Source organism: Pseudomonas sp. S2_H01 (assembly GCF_054668305.1).
The window spans coordinates 2,797,489-2,821,086 of sequence record NZ_CP162756.1 but is presented as its reverse complement, the minus strand read 5'-3'; the positions used below and the strand labels follow the sequence as shown (position 1 = coordinate 2,821,086).

Here is a 23,598-nt window from a genome sequence, read left to right as displayed (position 1 = left end):
GCCGTGAAAAACGCGGTAACCAAGCGCAAAGGAACAAAATCGCCCCGCATCCTAGCCTTCCCGTCTCAACCCCAGGCAAGGACGCTTCGATGCCGACTCTTCTTCGCACCGCTTTCGGTGTAGCACTCGCCCTCTGCTTCAACTCCGCCAACGCCCAACCCTGCCCCGACTGGCCTCCCGCCAAAGCCCGTAGCGAAATCTCTTCCCTGCACACCCAGATCGAACACTGGAACGACAGCTATCACCGTCAGGGGGTCTCGCTGGTGGCCGATGAGCTTTACGACCAGTCAGTGCAACGGCTTTCACACCTTCGTGGCTGCTTTGCCAGGCTGGCGCCGGCCGACGAAAACCCGCTGAAGACCGCTACGGGGCCGAACGCGCATCCGGTGCCGCACACCGGCCTCAACAAACTCCCTGACGAACGCGCGGTGCAGGCGTGGCTCAAGGGGCGTGACGACCTGTGGATTCAGCCGAAGGTGGATGGCGTGGCGGTCACACTCGTTTATGAGGGCGGCAAGCTGGTGAAGGCGATCAGCCGAGGCGATGGGAACAAGGGGCAGGACTGGACGGGACATGCCCATCAGATCGCAGCGATACCCCCTCATCTGGCGTGGCAAAAGACACTGGTGTTGCAGGGCGAGCTGTATTGGCAATTGAGCGCCCACGTTCAGGCCGAGGCCGGAAGCCTGAATGCGCGCAGCAAAGTCGCCGGGCTGCTGGCGCGCACGTCCATCACCGAAGAGGACGGCGCAAATGTAGGGTTGTTCGTCTGGGACTGGCCCGATGGCCCGGAAGGCATGCAAGACCGTCTAAATGGCCTGCGTGCGCTGGGCTTTGCCGACAGCGCGACCTTCAGTGAGCCCATCGAAAGTTTCGACCACGCCAAAAACTGGCGCGAGCACTGGTACACAAGCCCGCTGCCGTTTGCCACCGACGGCGTGGTCATCCGTCAGGGCGTGCGCCCTTCTGCTGACCGGTGGCAAGCGAAGGCACCTTACTGGATAGCCGCATGGAAATACCCGTTCGCCCAGGTAGTGGGTGAAGTCCGCAAGGTGCACTTCAACATCGGCCGCAGCGGGAAGATCACGCCCGTACTGGACATCGAGCCGGTGCAACTGGACGACCGGAAAGTCAGCCGCATCAGCGTGGGTTCCTTCAAGCGCTGGGAGACACTGGACATTCGACCCGGAGACCACGTGGCGATCAGTCTGGCGGGGCTGACCATTCCGCGGCTCGATGGCGTCGTCACACGTAACGTCGAGCGGGTGGAAATGAAGGTGCCTGATGCTGCGGATTACCACCCGCTGAGTTGCTGGCAGCCAACAGAGGGATGCGAAAGCCAGTTCCGGGAGCGGTTGAAATGGCTGGGCAGCAAGAAGGGCCTGGGACTTGCGGGCGTAGGACCCGGCACATGGGACAAGCTGATAGACGCCGGACACCTCAATGGTTTGCTGGACTGGATGCCCCTTGAGGGTGCGCAGCTTGCTAACATTCCCGGTCTTGGCGACCAGAGCAGCGCTAAACTGCTGAAGAGTTTTCAGGGAGCGCGCGAACAATCGTTCCTAACTTGGCTCAAAGCCATCGGTTTACCGCCGACCGCAGGCGCTCCGCTGGGTGAGTCGTGGTCAGATCTATCGGCTCGCAACGTGGATCAATGGCAAGCCGAGGCCGGTATTGGCCCGGGACGTGCGAAGCAGTTAACGGCCTTTTTTCAGGACCCGCACGTGCAAGCGCTGGCCGGACAGTTGCGAGAGCAAGGCATCAAAGGGTTCTAGTCATTTTTTGTCCCGGGCGATTGTGTCGAGCGTCCGGGCACCCGTTTTCAAGGAGCATTCATGAAATTCTTGTCACCGCTGATTGTGTTCACTGCCTGTGGCCTGTTGGCAGCCCCGCTGTTTGCCGCCGAACAGGCTCCCGACTTGAGCGGCTGTGCTGCCAAACGTCAGGACATCAGCACCCAGATCGAACAGGCCAAGGCCGCCGGTAACAGCGATCAGCAGTCGGGACTGGAAAAAGCCTTGAGCGAGGTCACCGCCAATTGCACCGATGCCGGCCTGCTCAAGCAGCAGGAACAAAAGGTGCTGGACGCCAAACGCGAAGTCAGCCGCCGCCAGGCCGATCTGAACAAGGCCATGAGCAAGGGCGACCCCGACAAGATCAACAAGCGCAAAGACAAGCTGGCCGAGTCGCGCAAGGAACTGCAGGACGCACAGGAAGAACTGGAGAAGGTTCAGCCGGATGAAGAGGATGAATAGTCATCAAGGATGAGGGCTTTACCGCTCTTTGGAAGTGAGTTTGCTCTCACAGGTTCACCGGCGCTCCCGGATAACGCGCTTCTGATCAATGATCCCGAAACTCTTTATGGCACGCGTCGCAGGCGTCTTCGACGTTGTTCATCGGCGGAATCATGTTGGCCGGCGTCAATTGCAGTTGCCGGGTCGCAATCACCAGCTCACCGGTGCGCGCTTCTAAAATGCCGGCCAGTTCTTGAAAACGAGCCTGTTTCTGCCACACGGCGTCTTTCGCGCTGGTGTGCTCTGACTCTTTAACAGCTGGAAAATGCTTCCACGGCTCGTGAGACAAAGCATCCAGCTTCACCGCGCCTTCCGCAAACTTCGGTCCGTCGAACGGCAGCCGCCCGCGCAGCATGCCGCCGATGTCTTCGCTGGTTTTGAGCATTTGCTTGAAGATCGCCTTGCGTTGCCCCAGCGGCGAATCGGGATCGATGCCCCCGCAGGCGCTCAAGGCGAGCGCGCCGATCATCAACAGGCTGATCGCTTTCAACGAAGGGTGTCTCAGCGACAGTTTTCTCAACGCAACGCTCTTCGAGTTCATGGCGACGACTGCTGGAAAAAATGGCCGCCAGTATCTGCGCTCGCCTTGAAAAACCCAAGTGAATGATCGGCATCCCGATCAGACAGAAATGCCAAACAACGCGACGACCAGACCCAGGCCAATAAACCACACCAGCGAGCGCAGCGCCGCGAGGTCCGCCAGGTAGAAAATGATGTAGAGCAGGCGACTGGTAACGAACAGCACCGCCAGCACATCAATGGTGACCAACTGAGCGACGCCGGCAACGTGCGCGATGATCACGCCTGCAGCAAAACCCGGAATTGCTTCGAAGCTGTTCTGTTGCGCCGCATGGGCACGCCGCGGCAAACCTTCCAGCTTGTCGAGAAAGTCTCGCGGGTTGTGGTTCTGCCGGGTACTGAAGCGGCCACTGCCAAACTTGGCGATCGACGTACAGACCAGCGGCAACAGAATCACGATCAACACGCACCAGAAGGCAACGGTCATATTTGCAGCATCCTTTTTAAAATTTGAATTTCATCAGGAACATTCAGGTAGCACAGGCTAAGAACCATGTCCGAGCGAAAGGTTCTTTCCCATCATGCGGCCATCAAGGCCTGTAGGAAAGTTCTCGCTGCTGTCATGACGCGAGCGATTGGCTAAGATGCCAGCCATCACAGCCGATTTGGCTGGACACCGTGACTCAGGAGCCTGAATGCCTAGCGAAGAAGACACCACCGTCAGTGGTGCAGCGCCCATGATTCCCGACCAACGCCGGGAGCTGATGCTGCGTCAGTTACGCAAGCATCAAGTGCTCAGCGTGCATCAACTGATGGAAATGTTCGATTGCTCGCACATGACCATTCGCCGCGACATCGCCCTGCTCGAACAAAGTGGGCGTGCTTATTCGGTGACCGGCGGCGTACGCATCGCAAGCCAGGTGCACAGTGAACCCAGCCATCAATCCAAGGCAGTGGTCGAACTCCCGCAAAAGCAGGCGATGGCCAGACTGGCAGCCGGTTTGTTGCACGCTGAGATGACGGTGTACCTGGACGCGGGCACCAGCACGCTGGAAATCGTGCCGCACATCGTCGCGCTGTCCGGGATGACGGTGGTCACCAATGACTTTGGCGTGGTCAACGCGCTCGCGGATGCGACCCATGTGGACGTGATTCACACCGGCGGCATGCTGGACCACCCGAACCGCTCCTGTGTGGGCGGTCTGGCGGCCGCAACGTTGCGTCAACTGGCGACGGACGTGGCGTTCATGTCCACCAGCTCCTGGGACCTGCAACGGGGCACAACCACACCTTCTGCGCTGAAGGTCGAGGTCAAGCAGGCGGCGATGCAGGCCGCGTCGCGCAGCGTGCTGCTGACCACCAGTTCCAAGTACGGCACGTTCGGCATGTACAAGGTCGCAGGCCTTGAGCAGTTCGACACCATCATCAGCGATGACGGGCTGGCCGAAGGCGCGGCGGAGAGTATTCGGGCGCAGGGGGTGGAGTTGATGTTGGCGTCGGTGAGTAGAAATCAATAGTGTCCAGTCCACGCCGCACGCTCCTGTAGGAACCGGCTTGGTGCGGGCCGCGCTCGGACGAATGCGGTGCATCACCAGCATCTATGGCGACTGACACACCGCCTTCGCTGCCCTCGTAACCTCGGACGTCTCCTACAGGGAGCGGGTTGTTGCATGAGCCTGTGTCCAGGCCTCAGACCGTTGGCCGGCTTGCTGGCGAAGGCATCCGTCCAGACGCAACTGATTTGGCGGGTCTCCCGCATTCGCCAGCAAGCTGGCTACAATTGATGCGCGAAGCCCTCAAAACCTCTCAGCACCCAAGCCCCGACACGTATCGGGGCTTTTTTTCGTCGATTAAAAAGCGCCCTATGTTAAGTTTTGTTAATCCAAAAAATTACTTCACATTATCCGATCATGGGTTCACTATCTTTAACAGATCAGAACAAACACCGTTCGAGTGCCTGACGCAACGATGGCGCTCAACCTGAGGAGAGCATCATGAATAACAAGAATGTCGGCGTCATTGGGCTGGGTGCCATGGGTTTGGGCATCGCTCGCTCCTTGTTGCGCAGTGGTTTCAATGTTCATGCCTGTGACGTCCGTGCTGCCGTGACCGAGCAATTCGCCAGCGAAGGCGGTGTTGCCTGCGACTCTCCCGCCAGCATGGCGGCCGCCTGCGACGTGATCATCACCGTCGTGGTCAACGCCGAGCAGACTGAAACCGTCTTGTTTGGCGAAAACGGCGCCGTTGCAGCACTCAAACCCGGCAGTCTGGTCATTGGTTGCGCCACCGTTGCGCCGACCTTCGCCATCGAGTTGGGTCAGCGTCTGACCGAAAAAGGTCTGCTGTACCTCGATGCCCCAATCTCCGGTGGCGCAGCCAAAGCCGCTGCCGGTCAGATGACCATGATGACCTCCGGTCCTGCTGATTCTTACGCCAAAGCCGACGCCATCCTCAACGGCATGGCTGGCAAGGTGTATCGCCTGGGTGACGTCCACGGGCTAGGCTCCAAGGTCAAAATCATCAATCAGTTGCTGGCTGGCGTGCACATCGCTGCGAGCGCCGAAGCCATGGCGCTCGGCCTGCGCGAAGGCGTCGACGCCGACGCGCTGTACGAAGTGATCACCAACAGCGCCGGTAACTCGTGGATGTTCGAAAACCGCGTGCCGCACATCCTGAAGGCTGATTACACGCCGCTGTCGGCTGTGGATATTTTCGTCAAAGACCTGGGCCTGGTCCTGGATACCGCCCGCGCCAGCAAATTCCCGCTGCCGCTGTCGTCCACTGCGCACCAGATGTTCATGCAGGCCTCGACCGCAGGCTTCGGCCGTGAAGACGATTCCGCCGTGATCAAGATCTTCCCGGGCATCACCCTGCCCGCCGCCAAAGCCGCCAACGACTGAGGAACCGCAGATGAGCACTTCGACTCCGCGCCCTCTTCTGGGCTGCATCGCCGACGACTTCACAGGCGCCACCGACCTGGCCAACATGCTGGTGCGTGGCGGCATGCGCACGGTGCAGAGCATCGGCATTCCCAGCGCCGAGAGCCTGGCTGAGCTGGACGCCGACGCGATCGTCATCGCCTTGAAATCCCGCACCACGCCCGCGGCCGAAGCGGTCGAGGAATCCCTGGCCGCGCTGCAATGGCTGCGTGACCGTGGCTGCGAGCAGATCTTCTTCAAGTATTGCTCGACCTTCGACTCCACCGCCAAAGGCAACATCGGTCAGGTCAGTGAAGCGCTGCTCAAGGCCTTGAACAGCGACTTCACGCTCGCGTGCCCGGCATTTCCGGAAAACGGCCGCACGATCTTCCGTGGCCACCTGTTCGTGCAGGATCAGTTGCTGAACGAATGCGGCATGCAGAATCACCCGCTGACGCCGATGACCGACGCCAACCTGGTGCGCGTGCTGCAATCGCAGACCAGCAAGAAAGTGGGCTTATTGCGTTACGACAGCGTCGCCAAAGGTGTGGACAGCGCGCGCGCGCGTATTGCCGAACTGCGCGCTGACGGCGTGACCATGGCGATTGCCGACGCACTGTCCGACGCCGACCTCTACACACTGGGCGAAGCCTGCGCCGATCTGCCTCTGCTGACAGGCGGTTCGGGTCTGGCGCTGGGTCTGCCAGGCAACTTCCGCAAAGCCGGCAAGCTGCGCGACGTTGACGCTGCACAACTGGAGCAGGTGAACGGCGGCGAAGTCGTGCTCGCGGGCAGCGCTTCGGTTGCCACCAACGGCCAGGTCGCTGCCTGGCTGGACGCCGGACGCCCTGCATTGCGGATCGATCCGTTGGAACTGGCCGATGGCAAGCCAGTTGTCGAAGACGCGTTGGCCTTTGCTCGCGATGCCGGTCAAACCGTTCTGATTTATGCGACCAGCAGCCCGGAAGAAGTCAAAGCCGTGCAACAAAAGCTCGGCGTCGAGCGCGCGGGCGCCATGGTCGAGGACGCGCTGGGCAAGATCGCTCGCGGTCTGCTGGACGCAGGCGTGAAACGTTTCGTCGTCGCTGGCGGCGAAACCTCCGGCGCTGTCGTTCAGGCGCTGGGCGTCAGCCTGTTGAAGATCGGCGCACAGATTGATCCGGGCGTTCCCGCCACCATCAGCAGCGGCGATCAGCCCCTCGCGCTGGCGCTGAAATCCGGCAACTTCGGGGGTCGCGACTTCTTCGACAAAGCCCTGAAGCAACTGGCCGGAGGTGCTCAATGAGTACTGCAACGAGCGCCGAAAATAAGCTGCGCGATGAGATCTGCGACATCGGCCGTCTGCTGTTCGGTCGCGGCTACACCGTGGGCAGCGCCGGCAACATCAGCGCACGCCTTGAAGACGGCTGGCTGATCACGCCGACCGACGCCTGCCTGGGCCGCCTCGACCCCACCGCCATTTCCAAGGTCAACCTGGCGGGCGAATGGGTGTCCGGCGACAAGCCCTCGAAAACCCTGATGCTGCATCGCGAGGTCTACGACCGCAATCCAGGCGTGGGTGGCGTGGTGCACACCCACTCCACGCATCTGGTGGCGCTGACCTTGGCCGGTGTCTGGCATCCGAACGACATTCTCCCGCCGATCACGCCCTATCAGGTGATGAAGGTCGGGCATATCCCTTTGATTTCTTACGAGCGCCCCGGCTCGCCAAAGGTCGCCGAGCAGGTGGCAAAGCTGGCGAACAGCGTGCGCGGCGTGATGCTCGAGCGTTTGGGGCCGGTGGTCTGGGAAAGCTCGGTGGCCAAGGCGGCTTACGCCCTGGAAGAGCTGGAAGAGACTGCTCGCTTGTGGCTGATGAGCAATCCTAAACCCGAGCCGCTGGACGCAGCGGCCCTGGAAGAACTGCGCCAGACGTTCGGCGTGAACTGGTAACCCGCACAGCACCTTGATCGGAGGCCTTATTCACGGCCTCTGGCACCCCGGTTTTTGCCGGAAACAATAACAACAGGACACAACATGACGCCTCTTATCCTCATGATCATCGCCGGAGCCGGCATCGCGCTGCTGCTGCTTCTGGTGCTCAAGTACAAATTCCAGCCGTTCGTGGCGTTGATGCTCGTGAGCATCATCGTCGCCCTGGTTGCCGGGGTAAAACCGAGTGACCTGGTCGCGACGATCGAAGGCGGCATGGGCAAGACCCTTGGCCACATCGCGATCATCATTGCGCTGGGCGCCATGATCGGACGCATCATTGAACTCTCGGGAGGTGCAGAGGCGCTGGCCAAGACCCTGATCAACCGCTTCGGCAACAAGCGAACACCGCTGGCGTTGACCGTGGCCGGGTTCATGGTCGGCATTCCGGTGTTCTTCGAAGTTGGCGTGATCATCCTCATGCCACTGGCTTACGGCGTCGCCCGCGCAGCCCGCAAGCCGCTGCTGATTTTCGCGCTGCCAATGTGCGCCGCGCTGCTCTCCGTTCACGCCTTTCTGCCGCCGCACCCGGGTGCCGTTGCCGCTGCCGGTCAGTTGGGCGCAGACCTGGGTCGTGTCCTGATGTTTGGCTTGCCGATGGTGGCCGTGCTGTGCCTGATCGGCTACGTGATCGCCGGCCGCATGACGCGCAAAACCTACCCGATGACCGATGACATCCGCAGCGAGGTTTACGGTCCGCACATCACCAACGAAGACTTGGTGGACTGGGCCAACAACGACTACTCGAAAACCGCTGATGCCACGCACACCGGTCACGCGCTGGGCCTGGAAGAAAGCGCCAGCAGCCTCGCTGCCCGCTTGCCGAAAGCCCCTGCGCCGGGCGCCGGGATCATCATTGCGCTGATCCTGCTGCCGATCATCCTGATCCTGCTGGGTACGCTGGCAACCACCATGCTGCCCGCCGACTCGACGCTGCGCAGCATCTTGACCGTCCTCGGCGCACCGCTGGTCGCCCTGCTGATCGACACCCTGCTCTGCGCATGGGTTCTGGGTTCGCGCCGTGGCTGGAGCCGCAGTCAAGTGTCCGACGTGATCGGTTCGGCATTGCCGGGCGTGGCGATGGTGATCCTGATCGCTGGCGCCGGTGGTGTGTTCGGCAAGGTGCTGGTCGACACCGGTATCGGTGCGGTGGTCTCCGAAGCCCTACGCAACACCGGCCTGCCGGTTCTGGCGCTGGGCTTCCTGCTGACACTGCTGTTGCGCGCCGTCCAAGGCTCGACCACAGTGGCGCTGGTGACCACCGCTGGCATCCTCAGCCCGCTGATCGCCACGTTGAACCTCAGCGCCAACCACATGGCCTTGCTGTGTCTGGCCATGGGCGGTGGCGGTCTGGCCATGTCCCACATCAACGACGCCGGTTACTGGATGTTCACAAAATTGGCCGGCCTGAACGTGGGTGACGGCCTGCGCACCTGGACGTTCCTGGTGACCGTACTCGGCACGCTGGGCTTCCTCATAACCCTGCTGCTGTGGCCTTTTGTCTGACCCGGTAGCCTGCTTTCCAGGAGAAAAACATGCCTCGTTTCGCTGCCAACCTCAGCATGCTGTACCCGCAACATGACTTCCTCGCGCGTTTTGGCGCGGCGGCAAGTGATGGTTTCGAAGCGGTGGAGTATCTGTTCCCGTACGATTTCACCGCCGCAGAGATCAAGCTGCGCCTGGAAGATTTCGGTCTGACCCAGGCGCTGTTCAACGCACCGCCGGGTGACTGGGGCAACGGCGAGCGAGGCATTGCTTCATTGCCGGGGCGTGAGAGCGAATTCCGCAGCGGCTTCCAGAAGGCGCTGGAATACGCCGCCGTGCTGGGGAACGACCGCATTCACGTCATGGCCGGCTTGCTGCCCAACGAAGAACTGCGCCAGAAGCACCATGCGGTGTATCTGGAAAACCTGAGCCATGCCGCTCAGGAAGCGGCGAAAGTCGGCATCACCGTGCTGATCGAACCGATCAACACCCGTGACATGCCGGGCTTCTTCCTCAATCGTCAGGATCAGGGTCAGGCGGTGTGCAAGGAAGTGGGCGCGGAGAACCTGAAGGTGCAGTTCGATTTCTATCATTGCCAGATCGTCGAAGGTGACGTGACCAGCAAGCTGCGCCGTGACTTCGCCGGCATCGGTCACATCCAGATCGCCGGCGTGCCCGATCGACATGAACCGAACATGGGTGAGGTGAATTACCCGTGGCTGTTCGAAGAAATCGACCGCCTGGGTTACACCGGCTGGGTCGGTTGCGAGTACCGCCCCAAAGGCGATACCAGCGAAGGTCTGCAGTGGTTGCGGGACTGGAAGGCGCGTAATCCGGGCTGAGTGACTTCATTAGCCCAACGCACCCCCTTGTAGGAGCTGCCGGAGGTTACGACGGTGGCGAACGCAGTGTGTCAGACATATCGCATTCGCCACCGTCGTACCCTCCGGCAGCTCCCACAAGTCTTATGGTGCTGCTCAAGATCACTCGTTAATCACTTCGTCCTTGAACTGATCTTTCACGTAAGTGATTTCGGTCTTGCCGTGCGGTGCTGGCAGACCATCTTCGCCCAGGTTCACGAACACCATCTTCTCGACGGTCAGGATGCTTTTGCGCGTAATTTTGTTGCGCACCTGGCAGGTCAGGGTGATCGAGGTGCGGCCGAACTCAGTGGCGGTGATGCCCAGTTCGATGATGTCGCCCTGGCGTGACGCACTGACGAAGTTGATCTCGGAAATGTACTTGGTCACCACCCGCTGATTACCCAACTGAACGATGGCGTAAATCGCCGCTTCTTCGTCGATCCAGCGCAGCAGACTGCCGCCGAACAAAGTGCCGTTCGGGTTGAGGTCTTCGGGCTTCACCCATTTGCGCGTGTGGAAGTTCATGGTTCGCTCCTGATCGTCTGTCTGTTGATGACCAGCATAGTGCCAGCCCATGGCGTTTACCTCCATTGAGCATCGACTATGGTCGCGATTAGTCACTCGTCATTTAAACGCAACAACCTCTTGGGCTAACTCCCCGTCGCCGCTATAATCGCCACCGCTTCAAAAAACGGTCATCACCGCTTGATACCGTTTTCCCGCCACCTGTCCGAGGGGCGCTGCAGCAGGTCAAACCTGTCAGGCTCGGATGGGGCGTTGTTTGGTCAGGCTCATTGCTGCCGATCAAGCCTTAAACGCACAACGGCGCCCATTCGCACACTACGAATGGAGACTCTTATGAGCGCTGTACTGACGCCCAACGATTTCAACGACTACAAAGTCGCCGATATTTCCCTGGCTGCCTGGGGCCGTCGCGAGACCATCATCGCTGAATCCGAAATGCCTGCTCTGATGGGCCTGCGTCGCAAATACGCCGGTGAGCAACCGCTCAAGGGCGCGAAGATTCTCGGCTGCATCCACATGACCATTCAGACTGCCGTGCTGATCGAAACCCTGGTTGCCCTGGGTGCCGAAGTACGCTGGTCGTCCTGCAACATTTTCTCGACTCAGGACCAGGCTGCTGCGGCCATCGCTGCTGCCGGCATCCCTGTCTTCGCCTGGAAAGGCGAGACCGAAGCAGAGTACGAGTGGTGCATCGAGCAGACCATCCTGAAGGACGGTCAGCCGTGGGACGCCAACATGATCCTCGACGACGGCGGCGACCTGACCGAGATCCTGCACAAGAAATACCCGGCGATGCTGGATAAAATCCATGGCGTCACCGAGGAAACCACCACAGGCGTGCACCGTCTGCTGGACATGCTGGCCAAAGGCGAACTGAAGATCCCTGCGATCAACGTCAACGACTCGGTCACCAAGAGCAAGAACGACAACAAGTACGGCTGCCGTCACAGCCTGAACGACGCCATCAAGCGCGGCACCGACCACCTGCTGTCCGGCAAGCAAGCGCTGGTCATCGGCTACGGTGACGTGGGCAAAGGCTCGGCTCAGTCGCTGCGTCAGGAAGGCATGATCGTCAAGGTCACCGAAGTCGACCCGATCTGCGCCATGCAAGCCTGCATGGACGGTTTCGAACTGGTTTCGCCGTTCATCAACGGTGAAAGCGACGGCACCGAAGCAACCATCGACAAAGCGCTGCTGGGCAAGATCGACCTGATCGTGACCACCACCGGTAACGTCAATGTGTGCGACGCGAACATGCTCAAAGCGCTGAAAAAACGCGCCGTGGTCTGCAACATCGGTCACTTCGACAACGAAATCGACACCGCTTTCATGCGCAAGAACTGGGCATGGGAAGAAGTGAAGCCTCAGGTGCACAAGATCCACCGCACCGGCGCTGGCGAGTTCGACCCTCAGAACGACGACTACCTGATCCTGCTGGCCGAAGGCCGCCTGGTTAACCTGGGTAACGCAACAGGCCACCCAAGCCGCATCATGGACGGTTCGTTCGCCAACCAGGTGCTGGCCCAGATCTTCCTGTTCGGCCAGAAATACGCCGACCTGAGCCCGGCCCAGAAAGCCGAGCGCCTGACTGTTGAAGTTCTGCCGAAGAAGCTGGACGAAGAAGTCGCCCTGGAAATGGTACGTGGCTTCGGCGGCGTCGTGACCAAGCTGACCAAGACCCAGGCCGACTACATCGGCGTGCCGGTCGAAGGTCCGTTCAAGCCGCACGCGTACCGCTACTGATACGTCTGTAGGGAGGGTGTGCCCGGTATTGCGGGCACGCTCTCACAGAAACGACCACCGCCCCATGTAGGAGCGCGCTTGCCCGCGATTGCATTTTGTCAGCAACCCATTCGGGTCTGAACCACCGCAATCGCGGGCAAGCGCGCTCCTACATGAGTCGGCGCAAGGCTCAAAACTTCCAAGGTTATGACCATGTCCCAAGACCGTCGCTACAGCTTCGAGTTCTTCCCTACGAAGACCGACGCTGGTCATGAAAAACTGCTCGCCACCGCTCGTACGCTGGCTGGCTACAACCCTGATTTCTTCTCCTGCACCTACGGTGCCGGGGGCTCCACGCGTGACCGCACGATCAACACCGTGCTGCAGCTGGAAAAAGAAGTGAACATCCCTGCCGCGCCGCATCTGTCGTGCGTCGGCGACAGCAAGGACGATCTGCGTGGCCTGCTCACGCAGTACAAGGATGCGGGCATCAACCGCATTGTCGCACTGCGCGGCGACTTGCCTTCCGGTATGGGCATGGCCAGCGGTGAGCTGCGTCACGCCAATGACCTGGTCACCTTCATCCGTGAAGAGACCGGCAGCCATTTTCACATCGAAGTCGCCGCTTATCCCGAGATGCACCCACAGGCGCGTAACTTCGAAGATGATTTGAAGAACTTCGTGCGCAAGGCCAATGCCGGTGCCGACAGCGCCATCACCCAATACTTCTTCAACGCCGACAGCTATTTCTACTTCGTCGAGCGTGCTGAAAAGATGGGCGTCAGCATTCCTGTCGTGCCCGGTATCATGCCGATCACCAACTACAGCAAGCTGGCTCGCTTTTCCGATGCCTGTGGCGCGGAAATCCCTCGCTGGATTCGTAAGCAGCTGGAAGCCTACGGCGATGACTCCGCCAGCATCATGGCCTTTGGCGAGCAGGTGATCACAGAAATGTGTGAGCGCTTGTTGCAGGGCGGCGCCCCTGGACTGCACTTCTACACGCTAAACCAGGCAGAACCTAGCCTGGCGATCTGGAACAACCTCAAGCTGCCCCGCTGAGAGGCAGGAATTCCCTCTGGATCATCCGGTCACAATAAGGCAACGTTTCACCGGCAGGCTTCGTGATGACGAGGCCTGTTAAAGCCTTCATTGAAACGGAAACCCAAGCAGTTGACCTCCCTCAGTCAGATTACATCGCGCCCCCAACTGGTCTACCTCGTTTTCGGGGCCCAGACCTACCATCAAGAAGCGGTGTTCAGCATCGCGAGCGCTTTGGCCAAAGCAGGCGCCACAACCGACCGGCCATTCGACATCCAGGTGTTCAGCGATAACCCTGAGCCCTATCGCGACTTGCCGGTACGTGTCAGACCGATCGATGCAGACATGCGGCGCGTGTGGAGCGGCCCGCATCACTACCATTTCCGTTGCAAGCACGTCGTTGCACGCCTGGTCCTTGAGGAGGCGGAAAAAGCGATCCTGATCGACACCGATACCTTCTTCCTGGACAGCCCCATGAAGCTGTTTGAGAGGGTTCAACCTGACACCCTTCTCTGCAACGCGTTTCAAATCCGTTATGCCGACTGCAAAGAGACGGTTTTGTACACCGCGCTGGCGAAGACCCTGGCAGAACGGAATCTGGCCGACGATCAAATGAGGCTGGTGAACTCCGGGGTCATCGGGCTGACGCGCAACAATGCACCGATACTCGACACGTCGATCGCGCTGATGGATGAGTTTTTTCCAATGACGCCCGGCGCCATCACGCTGGAAGAGTTCTGCCTGGGCGTGGCCGCCTACCGCTCGCTCAAGATCGATCAATGCGCTGACCTGATTCATCACTACTGGAGCCGCAAGCCTCTGTTTCGCGCCAAGGTCCTCGCGTGGATACGCAAGCACCGTCACGACCCGCTCGGCGCCGAGGCGATGCACGACACCGAAAACGTTTCACCGAAACTTCCTCGGCCCGCCACCTGGCAGCGGCTGATGTATAAAACCGCGACGCTGGTGGTGCCCCAGCCACAACGGCAATTTGTCCGAGAGGTTCTCTACGGTTGCTGCGAACACTCCAATGAGTTCGACCGTGCGTGCTCACCCGTCTGGTGGGAAAAAGCGTTTAGCAACGCCGAGCACCGCCTGAAGAAGCCGATTGCACCCGCGCAATTGCGCCAATGGCTCGATCACTGGGCCGTTCGCCGTTTGCTGGGGCGCAGACGCACAGCGATCTATCAGCACCTTGTACAGATGCAAACACCTCGCTGACGCCCGGGCCAGAGACGCAGACTCATGTGCGTCTCTGGAAACACCCCTTCTATTTCGCGAGCGGGCCACGTAATCTCGCCCCCATGCCTCAGACTTCCCGACTGCTCTGCGCCGCTTTCCTCGCCTGCCTGAGTTTCAGTGCAATGGGCGAGAAGCTACGTATTGTCACGGAGCCCTGGTCACCCTACGTGACGGTCGATGACCAGCAGGCATCAGGGCTGGACTATGAAATGACGAACATCGTCTTCAAGCGACTCGGCATTGATGTGCAGTGGCAGTTTCTGCCCTGGAAGCGTTGTCTGATGATGGTTGAGCAGGGCGAAGCGGACGGTGTGCTGGACATCTTCAAGGTTGCCGAACGAGAAGACCTGCTCCTGTACCCGAACGAGCCACTGTCGGACGTGAACTGGGTGTTGTTCCAGTCCAACGACAGACCACACCCGTTCAACGCCCTCGACGACCTGCATGGCCTGACCATTGGTGTATCGCCGGGCTATCTGTACACCCCCGAATTCGACACCTCGAGCCTGTTTATCCGTGAGCCCGCGCCGAGTCATGAGGCAAATTTCGGCAAGCTGGTTCGCGGCCGCATCGATTTGCTGGTGACAGACCGCCTCGTCGGCCAGGAAACGATCCATCAGCTCAAGCTGCGCGACAAGGTGAGCCAGCTCCCTCTCGTGCTGGGCCGTCGTCCGCTGTACCTTGCGCTTCGGCGCAACGTGGGCATGGATTTGCTGATGCAGCGCTTCGGCGCAGAACTCAAGCGTTTCAAGCTGGAACCGGCTTATGCGCAGCTGGTGGCACGCTACACCGGAGAGGAACCGCCGACGCTCCCGGCGTCTTCCGGCGATCAATCGGCGATTGGCGTAGAAAAAACCGTTGAGCAGCATGAAAGCAGCGCGTTGTGATTGCTCTGTTATACTCCGGCGTTCCCGCCAGGCTTACGCCCGGATGCTCGGTTTCTCAGAAGACTTCTCGATCACGTCAACAGCGCTTCTTCTTTCACGCGCTCATGCCACGAGTTGAACTTACAGACCGCGACACGACCGGACGGAATTGAGCTTTCCAATGCCAATTTGCGGCGGGCCGATCTTCCCCCTACTCGGGCCCTTGGCCCCAACTTAAGACAGGATTACTCATGTCCTTTGCTTCCCTCGGTCTCTCCGAGGCTTTAGTCAGCGCCATCGAGGCTGCTGGCTATACCCAGCCTACTCCGGTGCAACAGCGGGCCATTCCCGCCGTGTTGCAAGGCCGCGATCTGATGGTCGCCGCTCAGACAGGTACTGGTAAAACCGGTGGTTTCGCCCTCCCGATTCTGGAGCGCCTGTTCCCCGCCGGTCACCCGGACAAATCCCAGCGTCACGGCCCGCGCCAACCGCGCGTACTGGTCCTGACCCCAACCCGTGAACTCGCAGCCCAGGTCCACGACAGCTTCAAGGTCTACGCCAAGAACCTCAAGTTCGTCAGCACCTGTATCTTTGGCGGTGTCGGCATGAACCCTCAGGTTCAGGCCATGGCCCGCGGTGTCGACGTCCTGGTCGCCTGCCCGGGCCGCCTGCTCGACCTGGCCGGCCAAGGCAGCGTCGACCTGTCTCACGTTGAGATTCTCGTCCTTGACGAGGCCGACCGCATGCTCGACATGGGCTTCGTTCACGACGTGAAGAAAGTCCTCGCGCGACTGCCTGCCAAGCGCCAGAACCTGCTGTTCTCGGCCACTTTCTCGGCCGACATCACCGCGCTGGCCGGCAAGCTGCTGCACAACCCGGAACGCATCGAAGTCACGCCGCCGAACACCACGGTCGAGCGTATCGAACAGCGCGTATTCCGCCTGCCTGCCAATCACAAGCGTTCGCTGCTGGCGCACCTGATCACTCAGGGCGCGTGGGAGCAGGTGCTGGTGTTCACCCGTACCAAGCACGGCGCCAACCGCCTGGCCGAGTACCTGGACAAACACGGCCTGAGCGCCGTGGCGATCCACGGCAACAAAAGCCAGAACGCCCGCACCAAAGCCCTGGCCGACTTCAAGGCCGGCACCGTGCGCATCATGGTTGCCACCGACATCGCAGCACGCGGTCTGGACATCGACCAGTTGCCGCACGTGGTCAACTTCGAGCTGCCGAACGTCGACGAAGATTACGTCCACCGTATCGGTCGTACCGGCCGTGCCGGTCGTTCGGGTGAGGCGATCTCCCTGGTCGCGCCTGACGAAGAAAAGCTGCTCAAGAGCATTGAGCGCATGACCAAGCAGAAGATTGGTGACGGCGACCTGATGGGCTTCGACATCAATGCCGTTGAAGCCGAGAAGCCGGAAGTGCGTGAGCGTCCCGACGTGCGCAACCCGCGCAACGCACGTGGTCCTCGTGGCGATGGCCCGAACGGCGGCGGCGGTGGTGGCGGTCGCAAGGACAAGGGCAAAGACAAAGGCAAGGAAAAACCGGCCGCCGCAGCCGCATCGGGCGAACGTCCTGCACGTCCGGCGCGTCAGCAAAAACCTCGCCAAGGCACGCCAACCAGCGAAGCACGCCCTTCGCAGCCGCCTGCAGCGCGCGCTGATCGCGCACCGGACGAGTTTCTGGATGACGAGGTCGACAACTTCGGTAACCGCGCCGATTACGTCAGCCCGTATCAAGGCAAGAACCAGCAAGGTCGCAATCGCCGGCCTGGCGCTCCAGCCACAGGTTCCGCTCCCGCACCACGCGGCCAGGCGCCCGGCCGTAGCGGCCCACGCGGCGGTTCGGCTACGGGTTCGGGCACAGGCGCCAGCACGGGTGCCGGTGCTCCTGCCAAGCGTAGCGGTCCGCGCAACGGTTCGGGTCGTGATGGTCAGGCGCGTCGTGAAGAGCAGCCTCGCAATCGCCGTCCTGCCCGTGAAGATCAGCCTGCCCGTCAAGAGCCCGCCGTGCGCGGCCCTCGCGACGGTCAGCCGGCACCGAAGATCATGCACAAGGAGTCGAAAAGCGATCGCTTCCCGTCCGCCGAACTGCTTGATCAACTGCCGAGCCGCCCACGCGGTGAAAAGCCAGCCCTGCTGACCCGCAATCGCGAAGGCTAAACAGCGCTGACTTTATCTCGGTGAAAAAACGCCCCGACTGGTTCGGGGCGTTTTTGTATCCGGGTGACCGAAATGCTTGCCTGACACACAGCTCCCACAATGAACACCGCTTGGATGAGCGCTTGCCAGCGCGTGAGCAAAAGCCAATAATTGCGTCTAGCTGCGTAGCTACGATGTAGCTACATATTTCAAGAGGTTATTACTATGGCCGCATTACTAAAGAACACCGACGTGCGCTGCCGCATAGATGAGGATTTGAAAGAGCGAGTGACGACCGTGCTTAACGCCTGTGGGTTGACGATTAGCGAAGCAATGCGCCTGTTCCTGCTGCAGGTCGTGGAAGCACAAGGGCTTCCGTTTGAGGTGCGTGTACCTTCGGATAAAACCGCCAGAGCCCTGATTCAGGCGCGAGAAATCCGGAGTCGATTTGATTCTATGGACGAGTTGTTAGAGGACCTGGATGGCAAAGAAGCACCCCAAGCGCACAGAAAGCAACGCGCCAAACCCAAAGCGGGCCCCTCTGCCTAGGCGAGTCGACTTCACGCCGGAGTTTAAAAAATCCTGGGAACGCTACAACAAGGCCGGGCGGCACGACATGAACGTCATGCGCGAGGTCATGGGAATGATCTGGGAAGGCCGGCCTTTACCACCCGAGTATCTTGACCATGAACTTAAAGGCGAATGGGCAGGGGCTCGAGAGTGCCACGTCGGAGGCGACTTCCTGCTGATTTATCAAATGACTGAGCGCCATTTGATCTTCGTCGACCTGGGCACCCATGCCGAGCTTTTCAAATAAAGTCATGGCACGTCCGACAAAAACGCCGCCCATCGGGCGGCGTTTTTTTTGTTTCTGAAGCCCGAATTACTTGGCTTTGACGCCTTCGAACGAGATGTCGAAGGTGACGGTGTCGGACTGTGGACCCAGGTCCATCATCTTGCCGAAATCAGAGCGCTTGATGGTGGTGGTGCCGTTGAAGCCGGCACGGTAGCCGCCCCACGGGTCTTTGCCTTCGCCGTTGAAGACGGCTTTGATGACGATGGGTTTGGTGACGCCGTGCAGGGTCAGGTCGCCAGTGACATCAGCGGTGTCTTTGCCGTCAGCATTCTTGCCGGTCGACTTGACGCTGGTGGACACGAACTTGGCGTCCGGGTAGGTCGCGACGTCCAGGAAGTCCTTGCTGCTGATGTGCTTGTTACGCTCAGCGTGGTTGGTGTCAACGCTGGCGGTTTTGATGTCGATGCTGATTTTGCTGTCTTCAGGCTTGGCAGCGTCGAAGCTGAACGTGCCGCTCCAGTCCTTGAACGTACCGGTGATGAAGCTGTAGCCCAGGTGGCTGATCTTGAAATCTATGAAGGCGTGCTGGCCTTCCTTGTCGATGGTGTAATCAGCCGCCATTGCCTGACCGGCGGACAGCAGCGCGGTACCGAGGGCCAATGCAGCCAGTGTTTTTTTCAACATACGTCGTCTTCCTGTTTCAGTTGAGTTGAGCGTCAGGCCTTGCGGCCCAGCATACGAATGAGCGTTGCATCACGGTCAATGAAGTGATGCTTCAGGGCAGCCAGACCGTGAAGTACAGCAAAGATCACCAGGGTCCAGGCCAGATACAGGTGCACTTCACCGGCAACGTCCGCCTGGTCGGGCAGTCCGCTGATCAGCGCAGGCACTTCAAACAAGCCAAACACCGGAATCCCGACACCTTCGGCGGTGGAAATCAGGTAACCGGCAAACATCACCAAAAACAGATCGAGGTACAGGAACGCATGCCCCAGTTTGGCAGCGACCCGCACGAAGCGACTGTGATTGGCCGGTGGCGGTGGCGGCGGACTGACAAAGCGCCAGACCACGCGAATCAACATGAACAGGAACAGGGTGATGCCGATGCTTTTGTGCAGATCGGGACCGGCCTTGCGCCAAGTGTCGTAGTAACCCAGCCCAACCATCCACAACCCGAGTGCAAATAACCCGAAAACAGTCAGCGCGACGCCCCAGTGCAGAACGATGCTGACCCAGCCATAGCGAGAAGAAGAGTTGCGTAACTGCATGGTGCGGTTCCTGTAAGTACAGCCTGTTAAAGCTGTGGAAAGACTAGCGGTTTACCTATCGAAAGAAAGCGCAAAATTTCGCTTTGAAATATCAGAAAATCCGATGGAAATTTCCTGTCTTATTCTTTTCCACGGCAGATTAACCCAACGTTATGAACTCCAGGTGAGGGCTGCCTCACCTTAAGACTCAGTCCCCTGATAAACACTCTAGACGCCCCGGTTATTCGCCAGACGAAAAAAAAGCGCGGTCTGCGGACCGCGCCTTTCTCATTCCAGCGTCGAGCTATCAGTTCTTGCTGTCTGCTGCCGGGGCCGCTGGCGTTGCGGCCTTATCGGTCGCAGGCTTGGCCGGCGCTTTCTTGGTTGCCTCGGTCTTGGCCGGTGACTTGTGCGTCGTGGCCGGCTTGGCCGGGGCTTTTTTCACAGGCTCTTTTTTGGTCGACTCTTTCTTCGCCGGTGCCTTCTTCGCTGGCTCGACAACGGCAGGCTTGGCAGGCTCGACCACTGGAGCAGGCGGCGGCGTAACCGGAGCCGGTGCTGGCGCAGGTGCCGGAGCAGGCTCTGGCGCTTTCTCGGCCGGTTTTGGCTCAGGCTTGGACCCGCCGAACATGTTCGAGAAGAAACCACCAATACCACCGCTGCTTTCTTTCGCAGCAGGCTCAGGTGCTTTCGGCGGAGCGACCTTCACCGGCTCGAACGACTTGCCAGCGGCAAGGTCCTGAACCTGACTTGCGGCGCGTTGACCGGTGCGCAACGCGCCTTCCAGCGTGCCCGGGTACAGGCTGTCGGTGTGCTCGCCCGCAAACGCTACGCGTTGCAGAGGCCGTTCCCACAAGCGCCAGTATTTGCTGATCTGGCCCGGACCAAACGCCAGGTAGGCGCCACCGGTGGAAGGATCGACGCTGGAGCGACGGATTTCGTAGCCGGTGAACGCGCCGCGTGCCTGCGGGTAGAACGCGTGCAGACGAATCAGCACCTGATCCACCAGTTGCTTGTCACCGAAAGCCTGCATGATCCGCGCGTTGTCGCCCGCGAGGTTGATCACCGCGTTGGCGCCGCCTTTCAGAGCAGGCTCGATCCACAGCATGCCCAGACCGGTGTTGCTGTAGATTTCGCCCGACATGCGCGCCTTGCTGTCCCAGACCGGCGTCTTGAACTTCAGCATGATCTGGTCATGCCAGCCGTAGTTGGTGCTCTTGATCGCGCCCTGATGCTGGGCATCCAGCGCCGGGGTCAGCGTAATCTTGCTCAGTGCACGCAGCGGCACGGCCAAGACCACGTAGTCAGCCTGATAACCCACCGACCCGACTTTGACGGTCACGCCGTCCTTGTCCTGGTTGATGGCCGACACCGGCGAGTTGGTCTTGATCACTTTCAGTTGTTTGACGAACTCTTCCGCCAGCACCGCGCTGCCGCCTGGCAGGCGCGCTGCACGACGGTCACGGTCGTCGACGTTGAGATTGACCCGCGATTGCTGCGCGAAATACAACAGCGACAGACGCGAAGGCTCGTCGTAACGGGTGCGAATCTGCTGATTGATCAACTGACGCGCGGTCGGTGGCAGGTTCAGACGGTCCAGCCAGTTGGCGACGTTGATCTGGTCCAACGCAAACAGCGTGCTGTTGGCGGCCGGGTTTTCCGGATCGGTGATCGAACGCGCCATGTCGTTCAGCGCCGTTTCGTAGCGCTTCATCGCTTCAGCGGTGGCCGGTTGCTTGGCCGCCAGATCCGCGGCAGAAAAATATTCGCCTTCGATCAGATAACCCGGTGTACGCACGAACTCGGGCGCGGGCACAGGCTTGAGCTTGAAGCGATCCAGGTACTGATTGAGCACCGGCTGCGCCTTGGCGTTGCCGATCCACTCGCTGCCCGCCAGGCCCGAACGGCCGCCGACGGTCGGTTTGGCTTCAAGCAAGGTCACTTGCCAGCCTTTGTTTTGCAGCTCGTAAGCCGCCGTAAGCCCTGCCAGGCCGCCACCGACGACAATCGCCGTATGCGGCTTATCCACGGCGAGCGCCGAAGCGCTGACCAGCCCAACCATCACCAGCGCACAGGCGCGCAGCCAACCAGAAAGCATTCAGCAAACTCCGGAATGAAACAGGGGAATTGTCGGATTTTGTTGTCCGATTCTTCAAAGAGCGCGAAGGATACGCCAGCCGTGAAAGGCCCGCCAGCAATGTCCGTCGGGCTCGTTTCCGGTGCCTGCCGTGCGCGAAAGAATGCGCTAAAGGTTGTCCCTGCGTGGCGCATTGCATAGGCTTGCGCGATTGTTTGCCCTCGCGATGAGCGAGTCGTCACCAGGAGATTACCGATGGGCCTTAACGACCAGTGGATGCAGCGCGACCTCAAAGTCCTGTGGCATCCCTGCACCCAGATGAAAGACCACGAAAACCTGCCGCTGATCCCGATCAAGCGCGGGGAAGGCGTCTGGCTGGAGGACTTCGAAGGCAAGCGTTACCTCGACGCGGTCAGCTCCTGGTGGGTTAACGTCTTCGGCCACGCCAACCCGCGGATCAACCAGCGCATCAAGGATCAGGTCGATCAGCTGGAACACGTGATCCTGGCCGGCTTCAGTCATCAGCCGGTGATCGAACTGTCCGAGCGCCTGGTGGCGATGACGCCTGAAGGGCTGACCCGTTGCTTTTACGCCGATAACGGGTCGTCCTGCATCGAAGTCGCGCTGAAAATGAGCTTTCACTACTGGCTCAATCGCGGCAAGCCGAACAAGAAACGCTACGTCACGCTGACCAATAGTTATCACGGCGAAACCGTGGCGGCGATGTCGGTGGGTGATGTGCCGTTGTTCACCGAGACCTACAAAGCGCTGCTGCTGGACACCATCAAGGTGCCGAGCCCTGACTGCTACCACCGCCCCGACGGCGTGAGCTGGGAAGAGCACACCCGCACGATGTTTGCGGTCATGGAACAGACGCTGGCCGATAACCACGACACGGTCGCGGCGGTCATCATCGAGCCGTTGATTCAGGGCGCGGGCGGCATGCGGATGTACGACCCGATCTACCTCAAGCTGCTGCGCGAGGCCTGCGACCGTTACGGCGTGCATCTGATTCACGACGAAATCGCGGTCGGCTTCGGTCGCACAGGCACCATGTTCGCCTGTGAGCAAGCGGGCATCCGGCCTGACTTCCTCTGTCTGTCCAAGGCGTTGACCGGCGGCTACCTGCCGTTGGCGGCGTGCATCACCACCGATGACGTCTACGATGCGTTCTATGACGACTACCCGACGTTGCGCGCCTTCCTGCATTCGCACAGTTACACCGGCAACCCGCTGGCGTGCGCCGCAGCCTTGGCGACGCTGGACATCTTCAAGCAGGACAACGTCATCGAGAACAACAAGGCCCTGGCCCAACGGATGAAAACCGCGACCGCGCATCTGGCGGATCATCCGAATGTCGCGGAAGTGCGGCAGACCGGCATGGCCGTTGCGATCGAGATGGTGCAGGACAAAGCGAGCAAGACGGCTTATCCGTGGCAAGAACGCCGTGGCCTGAAAGTCTTCGAGCATGCGTTAACCCGTGGCGCGCTGCTGCGCCCGCTGGGCAGCGTGGTGTATTTCTTGCCGCCTTACGTGATCACGCCAGAGCAGATCGACTTTCTGGCCGAAGTGGCCAGCGAAGGCATCGACATTGCGACACGCAGCAGTGTGAGCATGGCGGTGAGAGAGAACTTCCACCCGGATTTTCGTGATCCGGGTTGATTGAAATACGCACGCTGATGGTTCCCATGCTCTGCGTGGAAGCGACGGTCTGGACGCTCAGCGTCCATCTGTAAGGCGCTGAGCGCCATGGGATGCATTACCACGCGGAGCGTGGGAACGATCAGAATCTTAAACCTGTGGGAGCGAATTCATTCGCGAGACGCCCGTTCAGTCGACACATCTTCCTCGCCTGAAAGATCGCATCGCGAATGAATTCGCTCCCACAGAG

Annotated in this window: 22 protein-coding genes and 1 riboswitch; of the genes, 16 read left to right on the top strand and 6 right to left on the bottom strand. The window is 60.1% G+C overall.

Annotation, left to right across the window (positions count from 1 at the left end; all coding sequences use genetic code 11):
* Positions 1-89: 89 nt before the first annotated feature.
* The gene (gene ligB, locus AB4N84_RS12540; RefSeq protein WP_460046565.1) at positions 90-1,775 is read left to right on the top strand and encodes an NAD-dependent DNA ligase LigB; all 1,686 of its coding nucleotides are present in this window, start codon (positions 90-92) and stop codon (positions 1,773-1,775) included.
* A gap of 60 nt (positions 1,776-1,835) precedes the next feature.
* Entirely contained in the window at positions 1,836-2,255 is a 420-nt protein-coding gene (locus AB4N84_RS12535) for a DUF1090 domain-containing protein (protein ID WP_460046563.1), read from the top strand.
* Positions 2,256-2,340: 85 nt separating this feature from the next.
* On the opposite strand, the gene AB4N84_RS12530 is transcribed toward AB4N84_RS12535, so the two are convergent.
* Both AB4N84_RS12530 and AB4N84_RS12525 read right to left on the bottom strand, forming a co-directional pair.
* Complete coding sequence (locus AB4N84_RS12530) at positions 2,341-2,763, bottom strand: c-type cytochrome (RefSeq protein WP_460046561.1); 423 nt, start codon at positions 2,761-2,763, stop codon at positions 2,341-2,343.
* 150 nt (positions 2,764-2,913) lie between these two features.
* Positions 2,914-3,300, bottom strand: a complete 387-nt coding sequence (locus AB4N84_RS12525; protein ID WP_074752334.1) for an MAPEG family protein — start codon at positions 3,298-3,300, stop codon at positions 2,914-2,916.
* A 208-nt stretch (positions 3,301-3,508) separates the two neighbouring features.
* On the opposite strand from AB4N84_RS12525, the gene AB4N84_RS12520 reads away from it, so the two are divergent.
* The 6 genes from AB4N84_RS12520 (at position 3,509) to otnI (ending at position 10,029) form a co-directional block, all read left to right on the top strand.
* A complete protein-coding gene (locus tag AB4N84_RS12520) occupies positions 3,509-4,330 on the top strand; it encodes a DeoR/GlpR family DNA-binding transcription regulator (protein ID WP_460046560.1) in 822 nt (273 codons plus the stop codon).
* Positions 4,331-4,807: 477 nt separating this feature from the next.
* The gene (gene ltnD, locus AB4N84_RS12515; RefSeq protein WP_074752336.1) at positions 4,808-5,713 is read left to right on the top strand and encodes an L-threonate dehydrogenase; all 906 of its coding nucleotides are present in this window, start codon (positions 4,808-4,810) and stop codon (positions 5,711-5,713) included.
* 10 nt (positions 5,714-5,723) lie between these two features.
* Positions 5,724-7,016 carry a 3-oxo-tetronate kinase gene (gene otnK, locus AB4N84_RS12510; RefSeq protein ID WP_460046558.1) on the top strand — a complete coding sequence of 431 codons (1,293 nt, stop codon included), beginning with the start codon at positions 5,724-5,726 and terminating at the stop codon, positions 7,014-7,016.
* Complete coding sequence (gene otnC / locus AB4N84_RS12505) at positions 7,013-7,663, top strand: 3-oxo-tetronate 4-phosphate decarboxylase (protein WP_460046556.1); 651 nt, start codon at positions 7,013-7,015, stop codon at positions 7,661-7,663. Before otnK ends, otnC begins: the two co-directional genes overlap by 4 nt.
* 84 nt (positions 7,664-7,747) lie before the next feature.
* The gene (locus AB4N84_RS12500) at positions 7,748-9,208 is read left to right on the top strand and encodes a GntT/GntP/DsdX family permease (RefSeq protein ID WP_460046555.1); all 1,461 of its coding nucleotides are present in this window, start codon (positions 7,748-7,750) and stop codon (positions 9,206-9,208) included.
* 29 nt (positions 9,209-9,237) lie between these two features.
* Positions 9,238-10,029 (top strand): 2-oxo-tetronate isomerase, encoded by a 792-nt coding sequence (otnI, locus tag AB4N84_RS12495; protein ID WP_460046553.1) that lies wholly within the window; start codon positions 9,238-9,240, stop codon positions 10,027-10,029.
* 141 nt (positions 10,030-10,170) lie between these two features.
* On the opposite strand, the gene AB4N84_RS12490 is transcribed toward otnI, so the two are convergent.
* The gene (locus tag AB4N84_RS12490; protein ID WP_074752526.1) at positions 10,171-10,575 is read right to left on the bottom strand and encodes an acyl-CoA thioesterase; all 405 of its coding nucleotides are present in this window, start codon (positions 10,573-10,575) and stop codon (positions 10,171-10,173) included.
* 201 nt (positions 10,576-10,776) lie between these two features.
* Positions 10,777-10,888, top strand: a riboswitch (S-adenosyl-L-homocysteine riboswitch).
* A 20-nt stretch (positions 10,889-10,908) separates the two neighbouring features.
* Here AB4N84_RS12490 and ahcY point away from each other — a divergent pair.
* The 7 genes from ahcY to AB4N84_RS12455 all read left to right on the top strand — a co-directional run bounded on the left by ahcY (position 10,909) and on the right by AB4N84_RS12455 (position 18,404).
* Positions 10,909-12,318, top strand: a complete 1,410-nt coding sequence (gene ahcY / locus AB4N84_RS12485; RefSeq protein WP_062385413.1) for an adenosylhomocysteinase — start codon at positions 10,909-10,911, stop codon at positions 12,316-12,318.
* Between the two features lie 192 nt (positions 12,319-12,510).
* Positions 12,511-13,356 carry a methylenetetrahydrofolate reductase [NAD(P)H] gene (metF, locus tag AB4N84_RS12480; protein ID WP_074752527.1) on the top strand — a complete coding sequence of 282 codons (846 nt, stop codon included), beginning with the start codon at positions 12,511-12,513 and terminating at the stop codon, positions 13,354-13,356.
* A gap of 111 nt (positions 13,357-13,467) precedes the next feature.
* On the top strand, positions 13,468-14,556 hold the full coding sequence (locus AB4N84_RS12475) for a hypothetical protein (protein WP_460046551.1): 1,089 nt from the start codon (positions 13,468-13,470) through the stop codon (positions 14,554-14,556).
* 83 nt (positions 14,557-14,639) lie between these two features.
* Positions 14,640-15,464, top strand: a complete 825-nt coding sequence (locus tag AB4N84_RS12470) for a substrate-binding periplasmic protein (RefSeq protein ID WP_074752342.1) — start codon at positions 14,640-14,642, stop codon at positions 15,462-15,464.
* A gap of 230 nt (positions 15,465-15,694) precedes the next feature.
* A complete protein-coding gene (locus AB4N84_RS12465) occupies positions 15,695-17,608 on the top strand; it encodes a DEAD/DEAH box helicase (protein WP_074752343.1) in 1,914 nt (637 codons plus the stop codon).
* A gap of 204 nt (positions 17,609-17,812) precedes the next feature.
* Complete coding sequence (locus AB4N84_RS12460) at positions 17,813-18,136, top strand: type II toxin-antitoxin system RelB/DinJ family antitoxin (RefSeq protein ID WP_460046549.1); 324 nt, start codon at positions 17,813-17,815, stop codon at positions 18,134-18,136.
* Entirely contained in the window at positions 18,069-18,404 is a 336-nt protein-coding gene (locus AB4N84_RS12455; protein WP_074752345.1) for a type II toxin-antitoxin system YafQ family toxin, read from the top strand. The genes AB4N84_RS12460 and AB4N84_RS12455 overlap by 68 nt, the downstream gene beginning before the upstream one ends.
* A gap of 66 nt (positions 18,405-18,470) precedes the next feature.
* Here the strand turns inward: AB4N84_RS12455 and AB4N84_RS12450 are convergent, their stop codons facing one another.
* The 3 genes from AB4N84_RS12450 to AB4N84_RS12440 form a co-directional block, all read right to left on the bottom strand.
* Positions 18,471-19,067 (bottom strand): YceI family protein, encoded by a 597-nt coding sequence (locus tag AB4N84_RS12450; protein WP_074752346.1) that lies wholly within the window; start codon positions 19,065-19,067, stop codon positions 18,471-18,473.
* Positions 19,068-19,099: 32 nt separating this feature from the next.
* Positions 19,100-19,651, bottom strand: a complete 552-nt coding sequence (locus AB4N84_RS12445) for a cytochrome b (protein WP_074752347.1) — start codon at positions 19,649-19,651, stop codon at positions 19,100-19,102.
* A 286-nt stretch (positions 19,652-19,937) separates the two neighbouring features.
* Positions 19,938-21,728: an FAD-dependent oxidoreductase gene (locus tag AB4N84_RS12440; RefSeq protein WP_460046547.1), complete on the bottom strand. Its 1,791-nt coding sequence runs from the start codon at positions 21,726-21,728 to the stop codon at positions 19,938-19,940.
* Between the two features lie 234 nt (positions 21,729-21,962).
* Here AB4N84_RS12440 and AB4N84_RS12435 point away from each other — a divergent pair, with 234 nt between their 5' ends.
* Positions 21,963-23,369, top strand: coding sequence for an adenosylmethionine--8-amino-7-oxononanoate transaminase (locus AB4N84_RS12435; protein ID WP_460046546.1), 1,407 nt, complete (start codon positions 21,963-21,965; stop codon positions 23,367-23,369).
* Positions 23,370-23,598: the final 229 nt, after the last annotated feature.

What these genes read in the sequence shown, in the direction of transcription:
- otnC (WP_460046556.1), top strand. Translation starts at nt 7,013, where the DNA reads ATGAGTACTGCAACGAGCGCCGAAAATAAGCTGCGCGATGAGATCTGC.
- metF (WP_074752527.1), top strand. Translation starts at nt 12,511, where the DNA reads ATGTCCCAAGACCGTCGCTACAGCTTCGAGTTCTTCCCTACGAAGACC.
- ahcY (WP_062385413.1), top strand. Translation starts at nt 10,909, where the DNA reads ATGAGCGCTGTACTGACGCCCAACGATTTCAACGACTACAAAGTCGCC.
- ligB (WP_460046565.1), top strand. Translation starts at nt 90, where the DNA reads ATGCCGACTCTTCTTCGCACCGCTTTCGGTGTAGCACTCGCCCTCTGC.
- AB4N84_RS12465 (WP_074752343.1), top strand. Translation starts at nt 15,695, where the DNA reads ATGTCCTTTGCTTCCCTCGGTCTCTCCGAGGCTTTAGTCAGCGCCATC.
- AB4N84_RS12440 (WP_460046547.1), bottom strand. Translation starts at nt 21,728, where the DNA reads ATGCTTTCTGGTTGGCTGCGCGCCTGTGCGCTGGTGATGGTTGGGCTG.
- AB4N84_RS12450 (WP_074752346.1), bottom strand. Translation starts at nt 19,067, where the DNA reads ATGTTGAAAAAAACACTGGCTGCATTGGCCCTCGGTACCGCGCTGCTG.
- otnK (WP_460046558.1), top strand. Translation starts at nt 5,724, where the DNA reads ATGAGCACTTCGACTCCGCGCCCTCTTCTGGGCTGCATCGCCGACGAC.
- AB4N84_RS12435 (WP_460046546.1), top strand. Translation starts at nt 21,963, where the DNA reads ATGGGCCTTAACGACCAGTGGATGCAGCGCGACCTCAAAGTCCTGTGG.
- ltnD (WP_074752336.1), top strand. Translation starts at nt 4,808, where the DNA reads ATGAATAACAAGAATGTCGGCGTCATTGGGCTGGGTGCCATGGGTTTG.
- AB4N84_RS12460 (WP_460046549.1), top strand. Translation starts at nt 17,813, where the DNA reads ATGGCCGCATTACTAAAGAACACCGACGTGCGCTGCCGCATAGATGAG.
- AB4N84_RS12455 (WP_074752345.1), top strand. Translation starts at nt 18,069, where the DNA reads ATGGCAAAGAAGCACCCCAAGCGCACAGAAAGCAACGCGCCAAACCCA.
- AB4N84_RS12490 (WP_074752526.1), bottom strand. Translation starts at nt 10,575, where the DNA reads ATGAACTTCCACACGCGCAAATGGGTGAAGCCCGAAGACCTCAACCCG.
- AB4N84_RS12445 (WP_074752347.1), bottom strand. Translation starts at nt 19,651, where the DNA reads ATGCAGTTACGCAACTCTTCTTCTCGCTATGGCTGGGTCAGCATCGTT.
- AB4N84_RS12525 (WP_074752334.1), bottom strand. Translation starts at nt 3,300, where the DNA reads ATGACCGTTGCCTTCTGGTGCGTGTTGATCGTGATTCTGTTGCCGCTG.
- AB4N84_RS12470 (WP_074752342.1), top strand. Translation starts at nt 14,640, where the DNA reads ATGCCTCAGACTTCCCGACTGCTCTGCGCCGCTTTCCTCGCCTGCCTG.
- AB4N84_RS12530 (WP_460046561.1), bottom strand. Translation starts at nt 2,763, where the DNA reads ATGATCGGCGCGCTCGCCTTGAGCGCCTGCGGGGGCATCGATCCCGAT.
- AB4N84_RS12520 (WP_460046560.1), top strand. Translation starts at nt 3,509, where the DNA reads ATGCCTAGCGAAGAAGACACCACCGTCAGTGGTGCAGCGCCCATGATT.
- AB4N84_RS12500 (WP_460046555.1), top strand. Translation starts at nt 7,748, where the DNA reads ATGACGCCTCTTATCCTCATGATCATCGCCGGAGCCGGCATCGCGCTG.
- otnI (WP_460046553.1), top strand. Translation starts at nt 9,238, where the DNA reads ATGCCTCGTTTCGCTGCCAACCTCAGCATGCTGTACCCGCAACATGAC.
- AB4N84_RS12535 (WP_460046563.1), top strand. Translation starts at nt 1,836, where the DNA reads ATGAAATTCTTGTCACCGCTGATTGTGTTCACTGCCTGTGGCCTGTTG.